General features: G+C 36.7%; 25 protein-coding genes. 3 read left to right on the top strand and 22 right to left on the bottom strand.

What is annotated here, in order from left to right; all coding sequences use genetic code 11:
* The 7 genes from Ami3637_RS17700 to Ami3637_RS15440 form a co-directional block, all read right to left on the bottom strand.
* A complete protein-coding gene (locus Ami3637_RS17700; RefSeq protein ID WP_243158187.1) occupies positions 1 to 420 on the bottom strand; it encodes an MFS transporter in 420 nt (139 codons plus the stop codon).
* Complete coding sequence (locus Ami3637_RS17695) at positions 306 to 653, bottom strand: hypothetical protein (protein ID WP_243158196.1); 348 nt, start codon at positions 651 to 653, stop codon at positions 306 to 308. The genes Ami3637_RS17700 and Ami3637_RS17695 overlap by 115 nt, the downstream gene beginning before the upstream one ends.
* Before the next feature lie 179 nt (positions 654 to 832).
* Positions 833 to 1,909, bottom strand: coding sequence for a M24 family metallopeptidase (locus Ami3637_RS15460; protein WP_162363347.1), 1,077 nt, complete (start codon positions 1,907 to 1,909; stop codon positions 833 to 835).
* A 36-nt stretch (positions 1,910 to 1,945) separates the two neighbouring features.
* Positions 1,946 to 3,346, bottom strand: coding sequence for an aminopeptidase (locus tag Ami3637_RS15455; RefSeq protein WP_162363346.1), 1,401 nt, complete (start codon positions 3,344 to 3,346; stop codon positions 1,946 to 1,948).
* Positions 3,347 to 3,388: 42 nt separating this feature from the next.
* The gene (locus Ami3637_RS15450) at positions 3,389 to 3,610 is read right to left on the bottom strand and encodes a hypothetical protein (RefSeq protein ID WP_162363345.1); all 222 of its coding nucleotides are present in this window, start codon (positions 3,608 to 3,610) and stop codon (positions 3,389 to 3,391) included.
* An 85-nt stretch (positions 3,611 to 3,695) separates the two neighbouring features.
* Positions 3,696 to 4,394, bottom strand: a complete 699-nt coding sequence (locus tag Ami3637_RS15445) for a Fic/DOC family protein (protein WP_162363344.1) — start codon at positions 4,392 to 4,394, stop codon at positions 3,696 to 3,698.
* Positions 4,378 to 4,572, bottom strand: coding sequence for a hypothetical protein (locus Ami3637_RS15440; RefSeq protein ID WP_162363343.1), 195 nt, complete (start codon positions 4,570 to 4,572; stop codon positions 4,378 to 4,380). The genes Ami3637_RS15445 and Ami3637_RS15440 overlap by 17 nt, the downstream gene beginning before the upstream one ends.
* A 168-nt stretch (positions 4,573 to 4,740) precedes the next feature.
* On the opposite strand from Ami3637_RS15440, the gene Ami3637_RS15435 reads away from it, so the two are divergent.
* On the top strand, positions 4,741 to 5,352 hold the full coding sequence (locus Ami3637_RS15435) for an amidase domain-containing protein (RefSeq protein ID WP_162363342.1): 612 nt from the start codon (positions 4,741 to 4,743) through the stop codon (positions 5,350 to 5,352).
* Positions 5,353 to 5,383: 31 nt separating this feature from the next.
* Here the strand turns inward: Ami3637_RS15435 and Ami3637_RS15430 are convergent, their stop codons facing one another.
* Both Ami3637_RS15430 and Ami3637_RS15425 read right to left on the bottom strand, forming a co-directional pair.
* Entirely contained in the window at positions 5,384 to 6,103 is a 720-nt protein-coding gene (locus Ami3637_RS15430; RefSeq protein WP_162363341.1) for a B3/B4 domain-containing protein, read from the bottom strand.
* A 36-nt stretch (positions 6,104 to 6,139) separates the two neighbouring features.
* A complete protein-coding gene (locus tag Ami3637_RS15425; RefSeq protein ID WP_162363340.1) occupies positions 6,140 to 6,610 on the bottom strand; it encodes an HD domain-containing protein in 471 nt (156 codons plus the stop codon).
* 183 nt (positions 6,611 to 6,793) lie between these two features.
* On the opposite strand from Ami3637_RS15425, the gene Ami3637_RS15420 reads away from it, so the two are divergent.
* Positions 6,794 to 8,383 carry a peptide chain release factor 3 gene (locus tag Ami3637_RS15420; protein ID WP_162363339.1) on the top strand — a complete coding sequence of 530 codons (1,590 nt, stop codon included), beginning with the start codon at positions 6,794 to 6,796 and terminating at the stop codon, positions 8,381 to 8,383.
* Between the two features lie 353 nt (positions 8,384 to 8,736).
* Here Ami3637_RS15420 and Ami3637_RS15415 read toward each other — a convergent pair whose 3' ends face one another.
* Positions 8,737 to 9,984 carry a DUF6179 domain-containing protein gene (locus Ami3637_RS15415; protein WP_162363338.1) on the bottom strand — a complete coding sequence of 416 codons (1,248 nt, stop codon included), beginning with the start codon at positions 9,982 to 9,984 and terminating at the stop codon, positions 8,737 to 8,739.
* 12 nt (positions 9,985 to 9,996) lie between these two features.
* Positions 9,997 to 10,467 carry a DUF6323 family protein gene (locus Ami3637_RS15410; RefSeq protein ID WP_162363337.1) on the bottom strand — a complete coding sequence of 157 codons (471 nt, stop codon included), beginning with the start codon at positions 10,465 to 10,467 and terminating at the stop codon, positions 9,997 to 9,999.
* Positions 10,468 to 10,786: 319 nt separating this feature from the next.
* On the opposite strand from Ami3637_RS15410, the gene Ami3637_RS15405 reads away from it, so the two are divergent.
* The gene (locus Ami3637_RS15405) at positions 10,787 to 11,854 is read left to right on the top strand and encodes an HD-GYP domain-containing protein (RefSeq protein ID WP_162363336.1); all 1,068 of its coding nucleotides are present in this window, start codon (positions 10,787 to 10,789) and stop codon (positions 11,852 to 11,854) included.
* 57 nt (positions 11,855 to 11,911) lie between these two features.
* On the opposite strand, the gene Ami3637_RS15400 is transcribed toward Ami3637_RS15405, so the two are convergent.
* The 11 genes from Ami3637_RS15400 to bcp form a co-directional block, all read right to left on the bottom strand.
* Positions 11,912 to 13,027 (bottom strand): S8 family peptidase, encoded by a 1,116-nt coding sequence (locus Ami3637_RS15400; protein WP_162363335.1) that lies wholly within the window; start codon positions 13,025 to 13,027, stop codon positions 11,912 to 11,914.
* Positions 12,976 to 13,314, bottom strand: coding sequence for a hypothetical protein (locus tag Ami3637_RS15395; RefSeq protein ID WP_162363334.1), 339 nt, complete (start codon positions 13,312 to 13,314; stop codon positions 12,976 to 12,978). The genes Ami3637_RS15400 and Ami3637_RS15395 overlap by 52 nt, the downstream gene beginning before the upstream one ends.
* Positions 13,315 to 13,416: 102 nt before the next feature.
* Positions 13,417 to 16,188 carry an AAA family ATPase gene (locus Ami3637_RS15390; protein ID WP_162363333.1) on the bottom strand — a complete coding sequence of 924 codons (2,772 nt, stop codon included), beginning with the start codon at positions 16,186 to 16,188 and terminating at the stop codon, positions 13,417 to 13,419.
* Complete coding sequence (locus Ami3637_RS15385; RefSeq protein ID WP_162363332.1) at positions 16,185 to 17,321, bottom strand: exonuclease SbcCD subunit D; 1,137 nt, start codon at positions 17,319 to 17,321, stop codon at positions 16,185 to 16,187. Before Ami3637_RS15385 ends, Ami3637_RS15390 begins: the two co-directional genes overlap by 4 nt.
* A 108-nt stretch (positions 17,322 to 17,429) precedes the next feature.
* Positions 17,430 to 18,464 (bottom strand): DUF4179 domain-containing protein, encoded by a 1,035-nt coding sequence (locus Ami3637_RS15380; RefSeq protein WP_243158042.1) that lies wholly within the window; start codon positions 18,462 to 18,464, stop codon positions 17,430 to 17,432.
* Positions 18,465 to 18,480: 16 nt separating this feature from the next.
* Positions 18,481 to 18,969: an RNA polymerase sigma factor gene (locus Ami3637_RS15375; protein WP_162363330.1), complete on the bottom strand. Its 489-nt coding sequence runs from the start codon at positions 18,967 to 18,969 to the stop codon at positions 18,481 to 18,483.
* Positions 18,970 to 19,094: 125 nt separating this feature from the next.
* Positions 19,095 to 20,771, bottom strand: a complete 1,677-nt coding sequence (locus Ami3637_RS15370; RefSeq protein ID WP_162363329.1) for a family 10 glycosylhydrolase — start codon at positions 20,769 to 20,771, stop codon at positions 19,095 to 19,097.
* Between the two features lie 141 nt (positions 20,772 to 20,912).
* Complete coding sequence (locus tag Ami3637_RS15365; protein ID WP_162363328.1) at positions 20,913 to 21,455, bottom strand: hypothetical protein; 543 nt, start codon at positions 21,453 to 21,455, stop codon at positions 20,913 to 20,915.
* 19 nt (positions 21,456 to 21,474) lie between these two features.
* The gene (locus Ami3637_RS15360; RefSeq protein ID WP_162363327.1) at positions 21,475 to 21,897 is read right to left on the bottom strand and encodes a YjdF family protein; all 423 of its coding nucleotides are present in this window, start codon (positions 21,895 to 21,897) and stop codon (positions 21,475 to 21,477) included.
* 157 nt (positions 21,898 to 22,054) lie between these two features.
* Positions 22,055 to 23,005, bottom strand: a complete 951-nt coding sequence (locus Ami3637_RS15355) for a GGDEF domain-containing protein (RefSeq protein WP_162363326.1) — start codon at positions 23,003 to 23,005, stop codon at positions 22,055 to 22,057.
* Positions 23,006 to 23,462: 457 nt separating this feature from the next.
* Positions 23,463 to 23,924, bottom strand: a complete 462-nt coding sequence (gene bcp / locus Ami3637_RS15350; RefSeq protein ID WP_162363325.1) for a thioredoxin-dependent thiol peroxidase — start codon at positions 23,922 to 23,924, stop codon at positions 23,463 to 23,465.
* Positions 23,925 to 23,958: the final 34 nt, after the last annotated feature.

The raw sequence follows: 23,958 nt of genomic DNA, 5'->3' as shown, positions 1-23,958 counted from the left end.
CTACTGCCAGAGCACCAACAGAAATTGCAAAGAAAATCCCCCCGGCCAGTCTAATTTTAGCTTATCCTCTTTGTCATTAATAAGCACATCTTCTGGCATAATCAGAAGAGTTGCCATAAAGCCTGCTATACAAAAAGGAATCGAAAAATAAAAAACAGCATGCCATGTAAAATGTAATAATAAAAATCCACCTATGGTAGGACCTGACGCAAACCCTACTGATACAAAAATTGAATTGATTCCAAGAGCCTTTCCCCTTTCCCTGTCATCAAAAGTTTTAGAAATTGTTGCCTGAGTTATGGAAATTAAGATGCTATAACCAAGACCCTGTAATGCTCTGAAAAAGAACAAGACAAAAAGTGTTTTTGAAATAACTGGAGCCAGAAAGGATGATATTGCGAAAAAACCAAATCCAACCATATATTGTCTTTTATATCCGTACAAATCCCCATTTTGCCACATATAAGAAGCATGCAGCAGGGAATCAGCGAATATATCAGTGTCAGCCAGCTGACATCTCCCTGAGAAACTCCAAATTCCTTTGCTATGATGGGAAGTGCCAGATTCACACTGTTCATGGCAAAAGTAGCACTCAGGTTGGCCATACTTGTAATGGCGAAAATCCACCACTTTGTTGATTTATTATGGCTCAAAGATTCATCACCCTCCCCTCCGTTTTTCATTCTTATAATTTTTTCAATCACTTATACATATGCTAATCTGTTTATAATAGTCACATGCGAGAATTTTTTTCATAAATTTCATTTTATAAAAAATAAAAGGTGAAAATATTCTTATATATCCTCACCCTTCTTTTTATTCAGTTAATGATTTATTTAATAATGATTAATTCCTTTGAGGAATGGGTTTTATTGTCAATCCCATCTGCAGTAATAATGGCCAGGTCTTCAATTCTCACACCAAACTTTCCTGGAAGGTAAATCCCTGGTTCAATAGTTACAATCATATTTTCTTCTAAAACATGATTACCTCTGAAACTCAGGAAAGGATCTTCATGTATTTCCAGGCCGACCCCGTGTCCCAGGCCATGTCCAAAATACTCCCCATATCCTGCATCTTCTATAATCTTTCTTGCAAGATAATCCCCATCTTTTACATGCATTCCAGCCTTTAGATGTTCACAGGCGTAAATCTGGGCTTCTAAAACCGTATTGTATACTTTCACCATTTCCTCATTTGCATGGCCAATTGCCACAGTTCTTGTCATATCGCTGCAATATCCATTATAAATGCATCCAAAGTCCATGGTTAAAAAGTCACCATCTTCCAGAAGTTTATCACTGGGGATACCATGAGGCCTGGAAGAGTTTACCCCTGATACACAAATGGTGCTGAAGGAAAAACCATCTGCTCCATTGAGTTTCATCGCGTGTTCGATTTCCAGAGCCACTCTCTTTTCGGAAACCCCCGGCTTCAAGAATCCTAATATATGCTCAAATGCCTGATCTCCAATAGCTTCTGCTTTCTCAATTAAACTTATTTCTTCTTCATCTTTAATTAAACGGATTGACTCTGTTAATCCAGTTACAGGTACAATTTTATCCCTTGGGAACGCTGTGCAGAATTCATTATATGCGCATAAAGTAAGATGCTCATCCTGAACACCTATATTATCAAGCTTCATTTCTCTGATAAAATCAATCAGTTCATACCCCTGTTTGGTCACCACTACTTCAAATTCTGGTTTTAAAACAGAAACTGCCTCAATATAACGGAAATCTGTTATAATATAACGCTTATTTTCAGTAATCAAGAGGGCACAATCATCTCCCGGAATCCCCGTCATATAATGAATATCCGCTTCTTTTGTTAAAAGCAGAGCGGTTATTCCGTATTGATTAAATTTCTTTACAGCACTATCGCCTCTTTTTTTAATTCTGTCTTCCATCTTAAAGTTTTCCTCCGTTCATACACTTAAAATGATTTATTTACTTTCTAAAAACGCCTTATATCCCAGATATGCCATATAAATATCATACTTACTCGCCGATTCATAGGGTGAATGCATGGAATGAATTGGTACGCCGCAATCCAGAACTTCCATCCCCCTGTCAGCCAGTATGTAAGCAATTGTACCGCCGCCTCCTTCATCAACCTTACCCATTTCAGAAGATTGATAATGAACACTGGCGTTTTTAAAAACTCCTCTTATAAAACCTACAAATTCAGCATTGGCATCGGATGCTCCCGATTTTCCTCTGGCACCTGTATATTTTTTGATGGTTACCCCTTTCCCCATCATTGAAGCATTATTTTTTTCCATTACTTCTGAAAAGGTCGGATCATAAGCGGCTGTTACATCTGCTGACAGGGCACAGGAAGCGGAAAACATTCTCTGCATAGCATAAGGATGTACAATGCCTGTCTTTTCCAGCAAGTCCATCATAAATAATTCAAAGTTTTTTGAATGCATGCCTGTATTGCCCATACTTCCAATCTCTTCTTTGTCAGCAAAAATTCCCACGGCCGTTTTATCGGTTTGTTTCATATTGAGGATTGCCATCAACCCTGTATACGCACAGACTCTGTCATCTTGTCCATAAGCGGCAACCATACTTTTATCAAATCCCAGTGACCTTGCTTTTACTGCTGGTACTGCTTCTATTTCTGCACTTCTGAAATCATCTTCTTCGATGTCATATTTATCCTTTAAAATAGCCAGAATCTGTGATTTCACAGGTTCTTCTTCCGAGTCCTCAAGAGGCATGGATCCCACTACAATATTTAGATTCTCTGCTATAATACCATCTGAGAACTTCTTTGCATTCTGTTTACCTGACAGATGAGGCAATAAATCAGTAATAAGAAAAACAGGATCTTCCTCCTCTTCTCCAATTTTTATATCCACTATGGTTCCATCTGTCTTTGCTACGACACCATGAAGGGCCAGAGGGGTAGTAGTCCATTGATATTTTTTAATTCCCCCATAATAGTGGGTTTTAAAAAGTGCCATACCTCCATCTTCATAAAGAGGATTTTGTTTTAAATCCAGCCTTGGGGCATCAATATGCGCTCCTACTGCATGAAAACCTTCCAGTAAGCTTTGAGTTCCTATAACTGCAAGGAAAACGGATTTTCCTTTATTTATACCATATACCCGGTCTCCCGGGGCAAGAGTTTTCTTTTGTGATATATTTGCAAATCCTGCATCTTCCGCCAGTCTTACAATCTCCTTTACAGACTCCCGTTCTGTTTTAGCCCTGTTAAGGAAATCCATATACCCTTCTGAGAACTCCCCTATCATAGACTTTTGCACTTCATCTGCACCCTGCCATCCATATTTTCTTAGATTCTTTTTTTCATTATTATTTTTAATATTTTTCATGAGAAACTCCTTCTTTATTCTATCGTATGATGAATGTATTAATTAAATGCTCTGTAAGCTTCCCCTTAATCTTTCAGTTTCTTCCTGAGTCAGCTTCATTCTTTTACATAAATCTGAGACTTTATCTTCACCAAATATAAAATCTGAGTCAGTACATAACATAGTGAACTCTTCTTTCGATATTCCCAGTTCACTGAATTTTATTTCTCCTGATGCTATTTTCCGGTCATACAGCCTGAAAAATTCTACTTTAAACGTATTCATTTATTTCTACCTCTGCTATCAAGTTTAATTTGATTGTTTTTCACAAAATTAAGACACCCTTAGGTGCCTTTTTAGTCAAATTATTTTATGGTTGGTTCTGTTTATTCTGCACTAAGTTTAATACATACGTACACAATTCTTTTGCACATACATTTCTTATAAATTCAGTCTGCTCTTCTATAGTCATAGGTTGAATGTTTTTGTCCAGACATTCTTTTAACATGGTATAATCGCAGTCCGCAGCTAAAAAACTGGCCTCTATCATCTCCTGATGGGATATTCCTGTAAAATGTACATCGTAGCCACAAATACCTGCCAGATACTGTATAAAAAGTCTCTGAGCTCTGCCATTTCCTTCTCTGAAAGGGTGCAGCATGTTGATCTCACCAAAGTAATAGGCAAGTTTCTCCGTAAAGGCATCCTCCGGGCAATTCAAGAGATAGTTCTCAGCCTTCAGTTGATTAAATATCTGATTTCCAAATTCTTCTATATTCTCATATAAACAAAATAAAGTGCCCTTTGAAATATTTACTCTTCGAAATTTTCCCGCCCAGTCATATATGTCCTCAAATATTCCATGATGAATTTTCTGAAGATGCTTCAGATCAAGGTTTCCACTTATTGGATCCAATTCAAGATAAGCAATTGAAAAGGCTGTTAATTCACGTTCAGCCTGATGCAATTCCTCTAAATCTTTAATGTCAAATCTGTTGCGGAGCACATTGGTGCCCGCATAACAATATTGGTTATCATCCTGAAAACTATAATCATAGATTTCTTCCATTATGGGCTCTCCTTAGGTTTATCTGAGCAATAATTTCAGCCTTTCCTTTTTCATAAGAGATTTTACCAGCTAAAAGCCTTCCGATTCTTTTTCTGTCTTCGCTGGTCAGCGGCATGCCTTCAATCGCCATAGTCCCGTTAATTCTTTCTATTCTGTTTTCAATGGTTTTATTCAACAAAATTCACCTCATTACCATACTTTTAAACTTATAGTTATTATACCATATTTATCCGCTGAATACTAGTAGATATGAGCTATCTTGCAATCCATATAAACCTTGTTTTCACATATTCCGGTAACATGGAATATTATATATGAGATTCTTTATGAAATAATGGAGGTACATATGATAGAATATAACAAAATAAATGCCAGCAGATATGGAATTCAATTTGGTTCTAAATTTGAAAATAGAATTTTTAAAAGAATGACAGAGGATTGCACAAACTTTATATCTCAATGTATCTGGGCAGGATATGGGGGCACAGATGGATATTCACTGTCAAGGCCTGAAGATATAAGAGCACTCCGAAACAGAGCTGCCAATATGTATCGTCAGACCCCTCTTTGGTATGGGCTTGAATTCAAATCTCTTGAGGAATTTGGATCAATGCCATTTATACGTGTGGAAGATTTCTGGAATTATGTGGTCAATAACGACAGCAGTGGTCCCAGAGCCATAGGATACAATAATGGGAAACACTGGACTGAATTAGATGTTGATGTTGAACAAGGGGATGTTATTCAGTTTTACCACGAAGATGTTCAAAGATATGCTCATTCAGCCATTGTAGTATCTGAAACCAAACAAAACATTGTGGATTCCATGGAAGGCGTCTTCGTGGCTCAGCATTCCGCTGACTTCAGTTACAGACCACTAGTGGATGCTTTCAATGCAAATTGCGATATAGGAACCTGCAAAATGAGACTTTTGAAGTTTGTTCCAGCATATTTTTAACATCAATTTATATTAGAATTAAATGAAATACTTACTTAATAACTAATTCTCTGTTATTAATATTCATATATGTTATTTCCGTAGTTCCTCCTAGAAACTTTTTTGTAAGATCTGCAAGTTCTTCTGTGGCTTTTCTTACATCCTGACTTCTATCTGGATCTACGGATTCTATGATTAAAAATGCATTTACAGTATCCTCTGTAAGCATGGTCCTTTGCCCGTCCCTCCAGTTCCAGCATCTGCATACCACACCTTCCTCATCCTTGTAGACAACTTCTCCCGGAAGAGCATTTTCATATTCTTCATCGCCTAAAGCCAGGAAAAGTTCAGTGCCATCTGCTTTGGTTAAAATCATATCACCCACAAAAGTATCTATATCTTCCCCTCCGCAAGGTAGCCCATATCGAAGGGACACAGAGTTGTAAATATCTACCAGTGCATTGATTGGTCCCACCTCAGACCCTTTATCAACTCTTTTTAATAAAGCCTCAATAGAGCATCGAACTCCCTTTTTTGTTTTAAACTGCTGATATGCTTTACGCCACACTGAAATAACCTTATTTTCGCTGAATACTTCTTCCGTAAGAAATTTTCTGGCCTCCTGGTTGCTTTTTCCCAGCATTTCTATCACGTCAGGATAAATATCTTCATTATCCTCCATAGAGTTTTTTATCCCTTTAGCCAGAATTATAGCTATTTCTGCCTGGGGAAACAGCTCCCAGAAATCTTCTTTGATGATAAACTTACCCATGAATTAGTACCTCCATTTCACATGCAACACCTCAAATTACCGGTCGTTAATAAATAGCGTTTCCAGCAAGGAACAGTATTTGTCCACAAAACATACAATCCACCCCTCTACGCAGGTGGGTGGTATGGGAACCAGTGGAAACATGTGTCTTAGGATGATGTTTTTCTCTCTGTCAGTCAGTTCAAAATCACACTGTGCATTTTTTAATGCTGAATATGGATGCTTAAAGCCATGCATTCTGTGGGATTTGTCTTTGATATGCCAGTCATAGAAAAAATAGTCATGCAGCAGTGCTCCCCGCACTAATTCCTCTTTATGCCCATTAATTCCCAGTGATTCTGCTGTTCTTAAACTGTAGTATGCTACTTTTACACTATGATCATAAACAGAAGTGTTTCCATGCTGAATATACTTTTTTAATTGTTCATAGTTCCTGTGGGAACATATCTGTTCTAAATAAGATTCAAAATGTATTTTTTTGTTCAGATTTTCATTCTTGTTTCTCATTTCCTTTTCACCTTATAAAGATACTACCGCTTTGTAAAAAAGTATGCAATAAAAATCTGTTAATTTTACTGTAAATGTGTTATGATAATTAATGTTTTTGTGCTTAATAATAGATATAGCACAATTTTTTACGCTTACATTTTGTTTTAAAGATATATAAACACATAGAAAGGATGCTATTTCATGGCAAATAAGCAATTAACTGAAGAAATTCAAAAACGCCGCATCTTTGGCATTATCTCACATCCAGATGCTGGTAAAACTACATTAACAGAAAAACTTTTACTGCACGGTGGTGCAATACGAGAAGCAGGTGCTGTAAAGGGCCGTCATAATGCTAAATTTTCTACTTCTGACTGGATGGAAATTGAAAAGCAGCGTGGAATTTCTGTTACTTCATCAGTCATGCAGTTTGAATATAACGGAAAAGTAATCTCTATTATGGATACACCCGGCCATAACGATTTTGGTGAAGATACTTACCGTATTCTTACTTCCGTAGACAGTGCTGTAATGGTTATTGACGGCGCCAAAGGTATAGAGACCCAGACAAAGAAACTTTTTAAAGTTTGCAGTATGCGTGGTATTCCCATTTTTACATTTATAAATAAGATGGACCGTGAAGCCATGGATCCACTGGAATCAATGGAAGAACTGGAAGAAGTTCTGGGCATGCCTTCTGTAGCTGTGACCTGGCCTATTGGATGTGGACTGAACTTCCAGGGCATTTACGACAGATTAGAAAATGTGGTTTATCTTTATAAAATTGGGAAAACCATTGAACTTGGTGAATCTGGAGTATTCGGTCCTGAACTGGAAGAATATCTGACTATAAATAACCTCAACAATCTGCGTTCAGAAATTGAATTAATTGAAGGGGCTGGAAATGATTTTGATTTAAAGGAAATAAGTAATGGAAAATTATCTCCGGTGTTTTTTGGATCTGCACTGGCAGACTTTGGTGTGACTCCATTTTTAAATCATTTCTTAGCTATGTCACCTGCTCCAGGACCACGAAAAACAACGGAAGGAGTAATTGATCCAGCAGAAGAAGAGTTCAGTGGCTTTATATTTAAAATTCAGGCTAATATGAATCCTGCCCACAGAGACCGTATTGCATTTCTTCGTATATGTTCTGGTACTTTTGAGCGTGGTATGACGGTTACACTTTCCCGAACAGGAAAGCCTATTAAACTGAGTCAGTCCACCCAGCTTATGGCAAATGAAAGAGAAACCATCGACAAAGCTTATGCCGGCGATGTTATAGGAATATATGACACAGGTACCTACCAGATTGGAGATACCTTAACAACAAAAAAGGAATCCGTGTATTTTGAGCCGCTGCCAACCTTCCCACCGGAATTGTTTGCAAGGGTTACACCAACTAATTCTCTTAAAGCCAAACATTTTCAAAAAGGAGTAGAACAGCTTGCACAGGAAGGTGCTATCCAGGTTTATCATAATCAATATAATGAAATTATTATCGGAGCGGTAGGTGCACTGCAGTTTGAAGTATTTGAGTATCGTCTGAAAAATGAATATAACTCGGATATCCTTATGGAAAATCTGGACTTCAGTGTAGTCCGCTGGTTAAATACAGCGGATATCGATTATGTAAAAAGCTGCCTGGATTCAAGATGTATGCTGGTGTTTGACCACTTTGAACGTCCTCTGATACTTTTTGCAAATCAGTTTACTCTAAATTATTTTGTGGAACGATATAAGGATATTGAACTAATAGAAGCCCTCAATGTAAACAGCACATTAAAATAAAAAGCTGCCACAAATATTGCATGAATACAGAAAACTTTAAGAAAAACAAAGGTCGCCCCAAGCGGCCTTTTGTTTTATGTTAGCAGATATTACTGCAACTTTATTAGAAAAAATTTTTAAAGAAGTTTTATTTTTTAGATATTATGTTAACTTAATCATCTTATAAAGTTTATTTTCCACACCCTTATATCAAAGTAATTTTAGCCACCAAAGCACTTTTCCACACCTATTTCAGATATTGTATACAATTTTATCCCATACAGGCTGTGGACAACCTCAATCCTTAAACCTCACTATTTTCAATATATCTATCTTGTCTAAAGCTTGTCAATAGAAAGTTATCCACAGGTTTACTACCTTATATTATTTATCAGGTTTTCTAGCTGAATTTCCCAACCAGTTTCAGATTTCCAAAGGGCAGGTTTGTTCTTAACATACTCCTGAAGTAATACCAGTTCCGTATCACTGAATGATTGAAGCAGTTCCATAATCTCCTCCTCCCAAAAGCAGATATTTAAAATTTCCGTCATATCCCTCAGGCTGTGAATATGCTGTTTTACTAGTTTTATTTTATCTGAAGCAGGCCCAGAGTTGTTTATGGCATCAATTAATGCTCGCAGTTGCTCATCATCCATCATTTCACCATCTTCATACTCACTGGTTATTTTACCTTCTTGATTTTCTCCAGCCAGAGATAAAAAAATCCCTTCCAGCTTCTTTAAGTGCACCTGATTCTGAACCCTTGGATACTGAACAAGCAAGGCCTGGTATAAATAATTATGCAGACGGTCATCCTTTATATCAAGCTGACTACAAATGACATCTACTACTTTGCTAAGTTGTTCATCAACTTCCTCCTCTGGCCAATTTTCTAATACCCTCAATATGTTTTTTCTGTCATAATCTGAGATATCCAAATCCCTTACATCTTTGTTTGCCAGGGCGCACCCCATAGCATTCATAGCAACAGGTTCAAATACATTGATAAGCAATTCTCTATAATCCGGGCAGTAACACTGGAGAAGCTGGACCATTATTTCTTTTTTAAAATGTTTGCAGAAGCGATTTTCCATCAATAATCGGAACAGATATTCATTAATATATTCTACCCCCATCACATGGTCAGATAAGGGAATACAAAGCTGATAATCAATGTCACATGGAATCTCATGTGCAAAAAAACGGTAATCATATCTTGTAAAGAATTTTTCAATTCCCTGTACTGTATCCCTATATGAAATGTTTTCTGTTATTACTCCGCTCTCTGTCACCTGTTTAAGAAGTTCTTTTCCTTCTTCAAGCTTGGTTTCGATAATATTCCACCCCGATTTAAGCAGTGTGGACATATTCTCTGTTTTAAGGGAAGAATTGCCCTGTTTTTTAACTACTAATCCTATGGTAAAACAGATTGATTTTAAAAGTTCCTCCGCCTTTTCTATGGGAACAGAACTGCTTTCATTCATGGTATATCTGTCGGTTCTTTCTCCAAGCAGGGATATAAGGTTATATCTGACAGTTTTCATTTCTGCTTCAGTAAAGCTTTCTTCCTGTGGATTCTGGTAAAATAGCGATACTAAATAATTTGTATTTTTTTCCTTCATACCTGGTCCTTTCTAAAATGAATGCCCATATATATCTGTATCATCGGTTTCATAGCCATATCTAGTATTTCTGCACAGTTCCTCCAGTGATGTTCCACTTAAATATTCCAGTGACCCCTGACATTTTCCATCAAAGTGATGTTTCATAAATGAGATAAGTTCATCATCTGAAATTAAATCCATCGATTCATTTTTAAAATAGTAAAAACAGTCCTGCAGCTCTAACAGAGTATCCTCATAGGTTTCCTGGAAAATATATGGTGAGTCGCAGAACTCAGTGACCAGTTTTTTCAGTATACCCTGACCAAATTCAATGCGGCCGTTTTCCAGAAGAGCTTCAAAGCGTTTTTCTACCAGCTCTTTTATTTGATTCTCTGATAGTTGCAATCCATATCCTATGGTTAACTCATTACATTCTCTTAGCTCCTCCATTGCTTGGATTTTCTGTACCTGAATCAATTCCAGTGGAAAATTTTGTTTCATTCTATCACCCCCGATTTTAACAATACGCCCTGGACAATATCATTGCAAGACTTGAAATTCAGGCCGTTTTGTGGTAATATATACATATAATAAATAAAAAAAGTTTATTAATTATTTCTAAATATTACTTTTCTTACTTTCTTAACTTTCTGCTTTTTATTTTATCTTTTTAGTGTATCTCCCAAAAACCTACTCTTATTAAAATGTCCCTTATTTGAAATAAATTGTAAAAAAATTTTTTATGTTATAATAAACTGTATACAGAAAAAATAGAAAATTCTATGATTTCTAAATTTATAATGCAGAGGTGTGATCAGATATGAAAATGTCATTAGAAACCATCAAAGTCGGTATGTCTGTAGGTCAGGATTTATACACAGAAAGTGGACAGCTTATAACACCAAACAATACATTGGTTACGCCCGAATTACTGGCAAAGCTGAAGAAATTTAAAATAAGTTGTGTTGAAATGAATCCCGACGGTCTGGAAGATCAGTTGGATGTAAATATTTTTGATATAAGGAATACGCCTGGTTTTAAATCTTTTCAAAGTGAAAGCGCAGAGGCAAAAGAAAGCTTAACTTCTTCACTTGACAAGATTTTACAGGATGATCCGGACAATATTCACATTGATATGGTCAAAAATTTAAGTACCTTGTTATATGAAAGCAATAAAACCAATCTTAATCTAATCGATATGGTTTACAGTATGCACGAATACTCAGACACCATATATACCCACTCTGTAAATGTAGGTATGATTGCCAGTCACTTGGGTCATTGGCTGAACTTACCAGACGATGATATAAAACTTCTTGTGACTTGTGGTCTTTTCCATGATATTGGGAAGCTTCTTATCCCCAAAGAAATCTTAGACAAACCCGGAAAACTTACCCCTGAGGAATACAAAATCATGCAATCCCATACAACAAAGGGGTTTGAACTTTTAAATCAGTTTGACGATATCGACTACCGTGTTAAAAAAGTTGCCCTGCTCCATCATGAAAGATGTGACGGAACGGGATACCCTATGCATTTTGGCAGCAATGAATTAGACAAATATTCTAAGATTATAGCCATTGCTGATGCTTATGAAGCTATGACCTCTGAAAGGTCCTATCGGGAGCCAATATGTCCTTTTACTGTTGTAAACTATTTTGAAAAAGAAGGATTACATAAATTTGAAACAAAATACGTATTGAAATTTATAAATAAGATATTAAATTCATATTTACATACAAAGGTTCTTTTAAGTAATGGAAAAGAAGCCACAGTAATTATGATAAACAGAAATATTAAATCAAGACCTCTTGTAAAAATTGATGATGGGGAATTTCTGGATTTGGCAGTAACCCCTGAAATCAGCATTGTTAAAATGATAAGCTAAAAAAGAGATGATTTAAACAGTCTTCTTTCAGACTTTTAAATCATCTCTTTTTTTCTGTTATTTTTTAGTCTGTTCTATACTATTCTGAACAGCTGCACCAGCGTTTAGCATTCCTCCACAACTTACTTTTTGAGAGAGACTGTCCAGGTGTGTTGCAGTAGCCAGTATTACATTCTTAACACCTGCAAGACTTAAATTTGCATTGGAACTGTATACTAATGCTGCTACGCCAGTAACCATCGGTGCTGCCATTGACGTCCCGGACATATAAGCATACCCGTTATCTGCAGTGAGACTTAATATATAACTTCCCGGTGCTGCAATATCAACAGATTTTTCTCCATAATTGGAACTGTCGGACAGCTTTCCGTCACATGAAATATTTGCGACAGAAATAATATTATCAAGATCAAATGCCGCTGGATAGGTAGGCGTTTCATCAATATCTGTCCCCCCATTTGAATCTCCATTTCCTGCAGCTACAACAAACAACATTTTGGAATGAGCCATTGCGTCATAAAGTTCCTTATCATATGAAGTGGTACCAAGGCTCAGATTGCAAATTGATGCACCATTTGCTTCTGCATATTCAATTGCCTTTATTATGGATTCTGTGGTCCCGCTGCCATCTTCTCCTCCCAGAGCCTTCAGACTCATAATAGACACAGAATCTTCATCTGCAATTCCCGCAATGCCTACTGAATTGTTCCTGGTGGCTGCAATGGTACCTGCCCCGTGAGTTCCGTGATCGTCCTCCTGCCCCACATATATATTGTTGTCGTTGTTATAGAAATTCCATCCATAAATGTCATCTATATAGCCATTTCCATCATCGTCCATGCCATTTCCCGGGATCTCATCCTGATTTGTCCACAAAACGTTGGATAAATCTTCATGGTTATAGTCAATACCCGTATCAATCATGGCAATAACCACATTTCTCTGGCTTTTGTATAAGTTCCAGGCAGGAGATATATTGATATCGATTCCAGACACCGCGGAAATGCTTCCTGTCTTAACCGCTCCCTTTGGGGTAAAGCTGTACGGCAGAAAGAAACCTCTGTTATCCCGTTCCTTCTGGCTTTGCCTTTGATGCAGGTTTTTCTGCTGGTTTCTGTTTGTTATATTGGGCATAGAATTCCTGCCCCACCGGGTTCTGTTGGTTTCTGCCATTTCCCCGGTTTCATTGGCCGATCAAAAGGTTTTTCATATACCGGATACTGATTCTGCTCTTCTTCCATTTTAAAACTACCATCATTATAAAGAGCCCACTGACTTGAAACTAGCTTATCGCTGGTTAAAGCCTTTGACTCTTTTATTCCAGTGGCATAATATATACACTGTGGGCTGACCGCATTGCTACTTGTTTTGGCAAAACTGATATCCGTCTGGGCAGAAAAAAGAAGTCCAGATATCAGAACCGTAGAAGATAACAATACTAAAAAATTATTTTTTGCCAAGATAACCACACTCCATCCTGCTAGCTATTTTATTTTCCGTTAATATTACCATAAAGCTCCAATCCATTTGTGTGCAAAATATGAAATTTATGTGAATTTTATTCAGCAGCAAATCTCTACTTTGCTGCCTCCTGTTTTCTCTTTAATGACAACAATTTGTTTATCGATTTTTTCTTTTAATTCTGCCACATGAGAAATGATACCTACCAGTCTGTTTCCCTCTGTTAATCCGGCTAAAGCCTTAATGGCCTGATTCAGAGATTCTTCATCCAGCGATCCGAAGCCTTCATCTACAAACATGGTATCCAGCTGAATTCCTCCTGCAGAAGACTGAATTTCATCAGAAAGTCCCAAAGCCAGAGATAAAGAAGCTTTAAAAGATTCCCCTCCGGAAAGAGTTTTAACACTTCGCTCCGTACCGTTGTAATGATCTATTACATCCAGTTCCAGTCCACTCTGGCTCTGCCTGTTTTCAGCCTCTGCTCTTCTTTTTAATTCATACTGGCCTCCGGTCATTACCATCATTCTTGTATTTGCTTTGGCCACAATCCTGTCAAAATAGTTCATCTGAATGTATGTTTCCAGCATAACCTTTTCTTTTCCTGAAATATTTCCGTTAGCCGTATTAGAAAGCGCTTTCATCCATATCCAGCGGTTTTCTACATTAGACAAATGATCCCTTTGGGCATTAATCCGTTGTAATGCCACATAATTTCTATCCAGCCTGGACACAACCTGAGTAACAGATCTGTTCCATTCGTTTTTTTCCTGTTGCAGTGCAGCTTTTTTTCCATTTTCTTCATCTAAATTAACTTTTTCTGTATCTTTAAGCTGTTCCCTCAACGTTTCTATCTTGGCACTGCATTCAGCAACAGCCAGATTACATTCTTCATATACCTTCTTGGCACGTTCGAAGGCGTTCTGTATCATGGTCTTTTTTAATTCCTGTTCTTTAATATTCTTTTCTGCCTCAGATTTTGAATTAAATTCTAAAGTTCTAAGAATCTTATCTTTTGCTTCTTCCAGTCCCTTCATCTCCATTTCAAGTGAAATAACCTGTTGATGATTTTCTGAAACAGCTTTTTCATATTCTTTAATTTTCAATTCTGTCTGAGGTATTTCTTCTTCCAGTCTTTCTTTTCTCTTCAGACGGTTTTCTTCATTGGCAATCTGGTTAAGCGTTTCCGTAAGTTGGCTCTTTAACTGCTCCTTTTTAATGATTGTTTTGTCTTTTATTTCTTCAGACTGGTTTTCTCCCAGTAAAAGGGCTCCCTGTTTTATTATTTCTGCCCTAGATACTTCTACCTTTCCTTTTAATTTTCCTGCTTCAGTACTGTAACCAATCACCTCTGTCTGTAGTTTTTCACTATTTGTTTTTGCCCTTTGCAATTCTTCTTCAGTTGGGGCAGCTTCAGACATTTGTGCTTTTAGGGGATGTTCACAGGATCCACATACAGGACACCTTTCCCCCTCTTCCAGCCTTGATGCCAGAATGCCAGCCTGTTCATCCAGAAAAGCCTTCTCCATGGTGTTAAAAAGATTTCTGGCGTCTTCTGCACGTTGGAATGCATTTTTATATTTTAACTGAGTTTCACTTAGCTTTTTATTCAACAGCTCTAAATCAGTAAGGGCATTGAGTAATATCGTCACCATATTTTGCTTTTCCAGAATATCCTTTTTCTGATGATGAAGTTTTTCTATGTTTATTCCTGCATCCTTTAAATTTATTGATTCCTTTTTTAAATTATCTAAGATAATTGTTGATTTTTCAAGGTCCCCCTTACAGTTTACCACATTGGTTTTATGTGAATATAGTAGTTTATTCTTTTTCTCAATCTCTTCATTAAGACGCTGTAGCTCATCATATTCCTTCAATTTGTCTTTTGATGTCTGAATAATTCCAACAATTTGTTCAATTTCTGCCTGTTTTAAAGCTTCTGTATCCAGATTATTTTTGTATAGTGTCAATTCTTGTAACTTTTGACCCTTTCGTAATTCTTCTTCCTCTAAAGTTTTATATGCTATGGTTTCTTTTTCTGCTTTAGCCAGGATTCCATTCATTACCTCTATCTTTTTTTCTGTTTCATCTAGCATCTTTTTATACTGCTGCTGTAGTTTTTCATCCTGATTTATAATTTTTTCGATTAGTTCTACCGTGTCATTAATGGTGTCAATATTTCCCTGAGTTTTCATTTTGTCCAGTTCCATATTTAAGGGGTCGTTGCTGTCACAGACTACACCTTCTATATACTGTGATATACTTTGCTTCAGACTTTCATATTCATTTTTTAAAGTTCCAGACTCATTCTTCAATTTGTCCTGCAATCTCTGATATAACTTGGTATTGAAAATGTCTCTGAATATTTCACTTCGTTCTTTTGTAGAAGCCAGAAGCAGCCGCATAAAGTCTCCCTGAGCTATCATGGCAATCTGTTTAAACTGATCCCGGTCCAGTCCAATCAACCCTTCAACCGCCTCCGTAACTCTCTTGGCATTAGTCAGAATCCTGCCATCCGGGTATACCAGTTCTGCCTCAGCTTTTTCTGCAGTAAAGCCTTCCCCACGTTTTGCGGGACGTAAGTATTCAGGGTTTCTTCTTATTCTATATTTTTTATGGCAATATATAAAAGTCATCTCTACAAAAGTGGGTATATTTTCATGGGCATATTTACTGCGAAACATGCTGGCCTCCCGATTATTGCCGCTGGCTTCTCCATACAGTGCAAAGGTAATGGCATCAAAAATGGTAGTTTTTCCTGCTCCTGTATCTCCTGTTATTAAATATAAGCCCCTTTCCCCTAACTTGGACAAATCTATTTCCACTTTGTCTGCATAGGGTCCAAATGCTGATATAATTAAATTGGTCGGTTTCATGCTTCCTCCTCCCAAATGTTCTCAATCAATTGTGAAGTGTACTGGCGCTGTTCTTCTGACATTTCCTGATTGTTCTGTTTCTCATAAAATTCCTGAAAAAGCTCCAGTGGTGATTTCCTGTCTATCTGATGGTTCCCAGAAATTACTGTGCTACTGCGTGTACGCTTATTATCATAATCCAGCTTCATTATATTAGGATAAATGACCCGCAGTCTGCTGACAGCGTCCGGAATATCTTCTTCATCCGTAAGAGTGATATGCATATAATTATCCGTATTCATATTTTTATAATAGTCCCTGGCTGTAATCTCCAAATAGCTTCCTTTAATTTCACGCATATCTCTTTTGGGAATTAATTCCACTGTCCTGACAGTGATATCGCTCTTGACCCCCATTTCTATAACCGTAAGGGATTTTTTATGGCGGATTTCAGAAAATGAATATTTAAGAGGAGTTCCTGCATACCTGACCGTTTCCCGGATGATTTTCTGTGGTCCATGAATGTGTCCTAATGCAACATAATCAAAGTCGTCAAATAACCCAGCATCTACATTATCAAGCCCGCCTATGGATAATTCTTCTGATTCACAGCATACAGCTCCTGTCACAAACTGGTGACAGATTAGTATATTCCTTTTATTGGTGTCAATTTTCATGCTGCCTATGACCGTTTTCACTGCATCATTATGGGTTTCAATCTGAACCTCTGGATAATATCTCTTCACATAAACTGGCTTTATAAAAGGCAGCATATAAATATTTATATCCCCTGTAGAATCATTTAGTTCTATGGGGTTGACCCTTCCATTGAAAACAGGTGCCATATACACTCCGCTGGTTTTCATTAACCTGCCCCCAAAAGCCATACGCTCTGCTGAATCATGATTTCCGCTTATTACAAATACGGAAAGCTTTCTTTCAGATAACTGAGTCAGAAAATCATCAAATAGCTGTACAGCTTCAGCTGAAGGTACGGATTTATCATAAATATCTCCCGCCAGAATGACACCCTCAGGTTTTTCATCCTGAATCACATGAATGATTTCATTAAGTATGTATTCCTGATCCTCCAGCATAGAAAATTCATTGACTCTTTTTCCAATATGAAGGTCTGAAAGATGAATTAACTTCATAAATGCCTCCGTTCCATTAATCTATAAAAAAATGTTATATCTTCTTTGTAATTACTTATAATTTTACCATAAAACCCACACCTTTTGGTGTGGGTTTTTAAGGATTGTTCAGTTATGATCTTCTGACTTTTCCAAATTAAATGTTACTTTCCATTTTCCCTCTGTAAACATTCCGCTTGTTACAAAATCCCCATACAAAGCATAATTGTGGATTTCAGTTCTGGGAATGTTGAAGACATATTCATCATAATCAACCCGTTCTCTTTTATCTGAATCATTTGAGAAGGCTACACTATAATCAGAATCTACCACATTCCCCTTTTCATCTTTTAAAACAAAATAGCCGTGATTGTCTTTGGATAAATTATTCACCACTGAAGTCTGTACATGGAACCTTCCGCCTAAATAGCCCATACCGGTCAATTGTATACCCTGGACTGGGAACTTCATGGGTTTAGATGGAGTGAGCACTATCACATTTTCGCTGTCAGCTATATATGCTTCACTGCTTTTGCCACTCCATCCCCTTAATTCTGCCTTCTGTGTTTGTATGGCTTCTTCCACATCCGATAAATTATCCCTGACTAAAAGGTCTTTATATTCCTTTTTATGGCTGAGGAATTCATTGACTGAAAAAGTCAGCTTATGTCCATCAATTTCTTTATTTTCACAATTGGTTATGCTTATAAGAAATGTGGCTGTTTTTGTTTTTTTATCATACCCTATTCTTTCACAGTGGGCTATACTGTCAAAAGGTATGCGCAGATTGTAACTGTCATTTAAATCAATGGTTTCATCAATGCGATTTCCTTCCAGATCCTTCATGGTAATGTATATTTCTGCGGTTTTTCCATGGATATATGTAGAAATAACTTCCATTTCTATCCCATTACTAACACAGGATTTCTGAACCGGGAGAAAAGACTGGGCCACACTGGGTGAAACCAGATACATCAGTTCATAAATTGAAGTCACATTTGCTGCTAATGCAGGCATGGCTGTAAAAAGACAGATAATAAATGCCCCCATTACAATAACCGGCCTCTGTAGCTTTTTTCTTTTATGTATCTGTTCTGCCTGTTTGTTGTCTGAATTTATAATGTTCTTTATCAGTTCTGGTTCCGGTGAAATTCTTTCATTCATTCTGCTATATCTTTCTCTAAACATCATACTCCTCCTTTAATATCTCCTTCAGCTTATATCTTCCCCGGGTAAGCTGGGTTCTGACAGTTGATGGCTTTCGTTTTAAAATCTTACTGATTTCTTCAATGCTCAGATCTTCATAGTAAAATAAATGTATAACCGCTCTGTATCTGACAGGCAGTTTTTTCAGTTCCAAGTACAGATATTTTTCATCCTGTTCCTGGAAAATTGCAGACTCATCCAGTCCTTCAGTTTTTCTTTTCCATGCAGATGCCCATAACTTTTTGCTGCAGTTTATTGTTACCCGGATAAGCCACGCCTTCCGGTGCTCTTCCGTTTGGAATTCCGGCTTCTTTCTTATGTATCTCATGAATACTTCCTGAAAAATGTCATCTGCATCACTTTTATTTCTGGTCTGGGCAAAAGCCAGACGATAAACCATATCTGTATACCTTTTTACAACAAGTTCTATGCAATCATCTGAATTGAATGATTGTGTTTTCATAAATTAAATCCTCCTTTTACTTGAAATACCCCTGAGACATACAAAAAGCTACAGAAAAAATAAAAATACTGATAAAAAAATGCCGCCTACCGGCGGCATTAAGTATCTGCATACATTAAGAATTATTATTTAATTACTTTTACCAGATTATTGACTTCATTTTGTGTAACATCCTTATTAAAGAATTCATATCTGAAATATGCATAACCTTTAACTTTTCCTGTTGCCCTTCCAGTTGTAACCTGTCTTGCTATGATGTCATTATATCTGAGCCACTCCGAGGTTGCATTTTTGTCTGGAACATTCGTGCCGGCATTTGCCATATCAAGACCCACATATAGCTTTACATTGCCTTTTGAGGCCAGACTTATCCAAGAATTCAGATTGTTTACATAAGCATACGGAGCTATGTTTCCAGAAGAATCCTTTGTTTCAAATCCCCAGTAAAGCTGCGGCATGATATAGTCCACATAACCATCTTCTGATAACCATCTGTCTATATCAACAAAGTAAGCATTGTTTTTTCGTAAATTAGATAAATTTCCTGCAGGACTTATGCCAAATTCAACGTTTGGTTTAGCAGATTTTATGGCTGAATAAACACCCTTTACCAGCATATTCACGTTGTTCCTACGCCAGTCTGCAATACTTAAACTGCTTCCGGATTTATCATATTCAGGCTTGTCAAAGCATAATGATGGATCACTGTCATTGACTGACGGGTAAAAATAATCATCAAAGTGTATCCCATCTACATCATAGTTTTCAACGATTTCTTTTACTCCATTAATAACCATATCTCTAACTTCAGGAATTGCAGGATTTAAGTAATATTCACCCTTTTGTAAAAGAGCCCATCGATCATTTGTAGTATCACTGTCAGACTGCCATACTTTCACTGGATTGTTTGCAGCTACCTGATTCCAGTAAGTACCATAACCTGTCACTCTGTAAGGATTTACCCATGCATGAAATTCAAGACCTCTGCTGTGTGCTGCATCAATCATATACTTTAACGGATCATACCCAGGATCAACCCCCTGTTTTCCACTGGCAAAGAGAGCCCACGGATAATACTTTGAAGGATACATAGCATCGCAGTGAGAGCGGACATGAACAATGACTGCATTCATCCCAAGATTCTTACAACGATCAAACATTTTATCTACAGCTGCCTTAAAGCCAGCTTCATCCTTTGGCATACTCATATATTCAAGATATGAAATCCACATTGCGTTTAATTCACCATCATGTTTGGTATCCTGATTTTTTTGATTGCCTGAATCGTTAAATTGTGCAACAGTTCCATCCGTATTAATTACAACAATACGGTTTGTATTGTCCCATGCTACACCTGCTCCAAAAGCCTCCAGTACAGCTCTGATAGGTAAATATGTACGTCCATCCTTTATTACAGCAGCTGTATCATTGTCCTTTTTTTGTCCGTTTACCAGAATATATTTTTGGTCAATTGGTACTTTAACAGTTGTTCCATTTTTTATTACACTGGCAATTCTGTTATCATTATCCCAGTCAACTGTTCCACCGAACTTTTCCATCACACCTCTGAATGGTACCAGTGTTCTGCTATTGGCATCAATAAATGGTGTACCCAGATTTTGGTCAAGTACCACAGCTGTGCCATCAATGCTTACTCCAATATTGGTATTAGAATCCGCATATACGGCTTTTGCAGACATTCCCCAAATAAGTACTGATAAAACTATCAGTAGAAGAAAAGCTGCAATGGTTAGTTTTTCCCCTGCCAATCGACTAAAATAAATTCCTTTCTCATTCATCATTCAATTTTCCCCCATATTATGTCATAATAACTTTGTCTTTCCAAATAATTATACCATAATATGCAACCCTTGCCACTTTAAAATCAAATTACAAATTAATAACATTATAAAAAAAGGGCTGCTAAGCAACCCCTTCTGCATTTATTCTGTATAAACACCTTTGAATTTAACTATTTTCCCGTCTTTTAAGCTGATGGCCGGATTAAATACAACCTTCTTATCCTTCAATGTCACAGTTACCTGTGAAGATGGAGCAATGTCACTTATATTGCATTGTAATACCACTGGTTTATCTGTAGTTAACAGCTCTTTGTCCGTTTCTAAATTTCCCTGTTCGGTTAATTTCACTGAATCAATCTGGATGGTGGAGCCTTCATATTTGGGTACCACTAAATACCATTCGCTGCCATTATCTACGTTAACCATTTCATACCCTGTTTTTTTTGCTTCTTCTTCAGACACATCATATTGATCCATCAGTTCTTTTGCTTTCTTTTCAATCTCCTCTTTATCAGATCCAAGGAAAAATAAAGCGGCCAGATTTCCTTCTGAATCATTGGAAATCTTATAATAATCATGCTTTTCAGGTGCCCGCTGACTTACTGCTTTGTCCTTACCGCATCCTGAAATCAAAACCCCCGCCATCACTATAACCATCATAAAGATTGCAATTTTTTTCATCATTAATCTCTCCCCTGTTCTTTTAATGCCCCCTGTGTTTCTCTTTTCTTTTTTGTTGCTTCATTTGAAACATTCTTTCCTTTTCCGCTTCTTTCATTTCCTTACTACGGATTTTTCTTTCTGTCTTTGTTTGATCATGTTGAAGTTTCAAAGCCTGCTGTGCTTTTGTCCCGATTCCTGCATTTGCAACCTGTTTTTTAATTTCACGCTGCATACGTTTTGGATTGGTACAGTTTTTGTCCGTTCTGTCTGCTTCAACTCCTGGACTGAACTTTAAATGCTTCTGATTTTTAACCATAAAATCATAGACTGTATAATCTTTTGGCTCCGGTCCGAATATTACTTTACAAACTTCATATTTTGCCCCTGCATGACGTTCGAAAATTCCTACCCAGAAGGGTTCTTCAAAAAATACAGTAAATTTAGAAACAATGCTGTTGTCCATTCTAAATCCTCCTTTAAATTTAAATTCACAAAGAACGGACAACCAAAGGAGGCAGGTTACTGACAGCATATGCATGCTGCGTCCGGACTACCAACCGGAACTGTGTTTTTATCTTCGCAATTATATTCTAACTAATTTGTGAACTACGTCAAGTAATTTATTTCTCCTGCTCTACTCTGTTTCTTCCTCCTTCTTTGGCTTTATAAAGTCCTTTATCTGCTCGAAGCATTAAATCATTAATGGTGTCTGGTTCTTTTTTCTCAGTTACACCAAAACTGCAGGTTATGTTTCGTCCCAGTCTGAATTCGGAATTCTGAATGATTTTTCTTATTCTTTCTGCCAGATTAAATGCATCTTCAATATCTGTTTCAGGGCAGATAATCAAGAATTCTTCGCCACCCCATCTTCCCACTTTATCACTTTTTCCTACGTTGTTTTTAAGGATTTGCCCTAACTGGGCAAGGACCCTGTCTCCGTCATTGTGACCATAAGTGTCATTAATAGATTTAAACAAGTCAACGTCCATCAATATTAAAGCAATATTTTTACTGAGCATTTTACATCTGTCATATTCGGTTTCCAGAATTTCATTTAACTTTCTGCGATTATAAATATTTGTCAATGCATCCACATTTGAAATATATTGTAATACCTGGTTTGTCTTTTCAATTTTACTGGTTTTAGCCTGAAGCCGTTCATTTTTATCACAAATCATACGCTGGGATTCATATTCCTTTGCATATCGCTGATAATTAATCACACAGGCAATCCAGGCAATAATATTATTGGATAATATATCCTGTGCAAAGGTCAGTTGAACCAGGTCATGATGAAATACAGGGAATAAAACTGTGATTGAAATACAAGTTATACTATACATACATAAGCTTATGACAGGAGAAAAATAAAAGAATACTGCAAATCCATAAATAACAGCAATATAAATTGTAGGTATGGCAAAAACACTGTTTTGAAGAAGTAAAGCCCTTGATATGGCAACAGCAAAACCAAAGCCCCCAAAACTGATTTCATATATTTTATGAAGTACTGTTATTTTTTTTACTTTTTTAATTTGAAAATATCCACTTAATAAAGCATATAATAACATTATAAGCGCCGTACCAAAATAAATCTTATATAGCATTTCCCCATATTTTGCTGTATAAAATCCATAATACGATTGCTCGAAAGTTAAGTAAGAAGATAGAGCTAATATACATAAGTTATTATGCATAAACTTCTTTTTATTAAACTCTTCCGTGGTTTTTTTCAGAAAAATTCTATGAAAAAAATTATATATACTATATATATAGTTCATATTGGTAATCTGTAGCACCTCTCATCCAAAATAAAGCAAATATCAATCATTATATACCTAAGTTCTATTTTTTCCCATATTTTTTGTATTTTATAGAAAAATTTTGAATTTTTCTGTCACAAAACCTCGTTTTACTGCAAAAAATGTAATTTCTTAGAGACATTTTATTTTAGATGTACCAATTGTATAGTTAGTTGTGCCGATTATATCTATTCCTTTTTTCATATATTAATCTTTCAATATCAAACTAAGAAGACACCAGTTGACTCAGCATCTTTTCGGGGTTTTCTGCTGCTTTAACCTTTGTAAAAGCTTTTTCTATCACGCCTTCTTCACTAATTATATAGGTAGTTCTCACTACGCCCATGGATGTTTTTCCATAGTTATTCTTTTCATGCCATACATCATAAGCTTTTATTGCCTGTAATTCCGGATCTGAAAGTAATATAAACGGAAGCTGATATTTTTCCGCAAACTTCAGGTGAGATTCCTGGGAATCCTTACTTATTCCAATAACCTCTGCTCCCTTTTCCTGAAAATGGGGATATAGTTCTGCAAATCCACAAGCCTGTTTTGTGCATCCTGCAGTATTATCTTTAGAATAAAAATACAGAACCACCTTTTTCCCTTTAAAGTCCTTTAATGAAACTTCTTTTCCGCCCTTATCACGTAAATTAAAATCTGGTGCCTTTTTCCCTACTTCTAACATAACATTTAGTCTCCTTTCATCACTTATAAATTAG

This window comes from Aminipila terrae, assembly GCF_010120715.1.
Lineage (GTDB): Bacteria > Bacillota > Clostridia > Peptostreptococcales > Anaerovoracaceae > Aminipila > Aminipila terrae.
Note: the sequence above shows the minus strand (reverse complement) of the source record. Positions and strands in the feature narration are given on the sequence as shown.

What these genes read in the sequence shown, in the direction of transcription:
- Ami3637_RS15425 (WP_162363340.1), bottom strand. Translation starts at nt 6,610, where the DNA reads ATGAGAAACAAGAATGAAAATCTGAACAAAAAAATACATTTTGAATCT.
- Ami3637_RS15380 (WP_243158042.1), bottom strand. Translation starts at nt 18,464, where the DNA reads ATGAATGAAAGAATTTCACCGGAACCAGAACTGATAAAGAACATTATA.
- Ami3637_RS15385 (WP_162363332.1), bottom strand. Translation starts at nt 17,321, where the DNA reads ATGAAGTTAATTCATCTTTCAGACCTTCATATTGGAAAAAGAGTCAAT.
- bcp (WP_162363325.1), bottom strand. Translation starts at nt 23,924, where the DNA reads ATGTTAGAAGTAGGGAAAAAGGCACCAGATTTTAATTTACGTGATAAG.
- Ami3637_RS15415 (WP_162363338.1), bottom strand. Translation starts at nt 9,984, where the DNA reads ATGAAGGAAAAAAATACAAATTATTTAGTATCGCTATTTTACCAGAAT.
- Ami3637_RS15390 (WP_162363333.1), bottom strand. Translation starts at nt 16,188, where the DNA reads ATGAAACCGACCAATTTAATTATATCAGCATTTGGACCCTATGCAGAC.
- Ami3637_RS15410 (WP_162363337.1), bottom strand. Translation starts at nt 10,467, where the DNA reads ATGAAACAAAATTTTCCACTGGAATTGATTCAGGTACAGAAAATCCAA.
- Ami3637_RS15365 (WP_162363328.1), bottom strand. Translation starts at nt 21,455, where the DNA reads ATGATGAAAAAAATTGCAATCTTTATGATGGTTATAGTGATGGCGGGG.
- Ami3637_RS15430 (WP_162363341.1), bottom strand. Translation starts at nt 6,103, where the DNA reads ATGGGTAAGTTTATCATCAAAGAAGATTTCTGGGAGCTGTTTCCCCAG.
- Ami3637_RS15375 (WP_162363330.1), bottom strand. Translation starts at nt 18,969, where the DNA reads ATGAAAACACAATCATTCAATTCAGATGATTGCATAGAACTTGTTGTA.
- Ami3637_RS15405 (WP_162363336.1), top strand. Translation starts at nt 10,787, where the DNA reads ATGAAAATGTCATTAGAAACCATCAAAGTCGGTATGTCTGTAGGTCAG.
- Ami3637_RS15460 (WP_162363347.1), bottom strand. Translation starts at nt 1,909, where the DNA reads ATGGAAGACAGAATTAAAAAAAGAGGCGATAGTGCTGTAAAGAAATTT.
- Ami3637_RS15455 (WP_162363346.1), bottom strand. Translation starts at nt 3,346, where the DNA reads ATGAAAAATATTAAAAATAATAATGAAAAAAAGAATCTAAGAAAATAT.
- Ami3637_RS15400 (WP_162363335.1), bottom strand. Translation starts at nt 13,027, where the DNA reads ATGGCAGAAACCAACAGAACCCGGTGGGGCAGGAATTCTATGCCCAAT.
- Ami3637_RS15360 (WP_162363327.1), bottom strand. Translation starts at nt 21,897, where the DNA reads ATGGACAACAGCATTGTTTCTAAATTTACTGTATTTTTTGAAGAACCC.
- Ami3637_RS17700 (WP_243158187.1), bottom strand. Translation starts at nt 420, where the DNA reads ATGGTTGGATTTGGTTTTTTCGCAATATCATCCTTTCTGGCTCCAGTT.
- Ami3637_RS15435 (WP_162363342.1), top strand. Translation starts at nt 4,741, where the DNA reads ATGATAGAATATAACAAAATAAATGCCAGCAGATATGGAATTCAATTT.
- Ami3637_RS15355 (WP_162363326.1), bottom strand. Translation starts at nt 23,005, where the DNA reads ATGTTATTATATGCTTTATTAAGTGGATATTTTCAAATTAAAAAAGTA.
- Ami3637_RS15370 (WP_162363329.1), bottom strand. Translation starts at nt 20,771, where the DNA reads ATGATGAATGAGAAAGGAATTTATTTTAGTCGATTGGCAGGGGAAAAA.
- Ami3637_RS15420 (WP_162363339.1), top strand. Translation starts at nt 6,794, where the DNA reads ATGGCAAATAAGCAATTAACTGAAGAAATTCAAAAACGCCGCATCTTT.
- Ami3637_RS15445 (WP_162363344.1), bottom strand. Translation starts at nt 4,394, where the DNA reads ATGGAAGAAATCTATGATTATAGTTTTCAGGATGATAACCAATATTGT.
- Ami3637_RS15450 (WP_162363345.1), bottom strand. Translation starts at nt 3,610, where the DNA reads ATGAATACGTTTAAAGTAGAATTTTTCAGGCTGTATGACCGGAAAATA.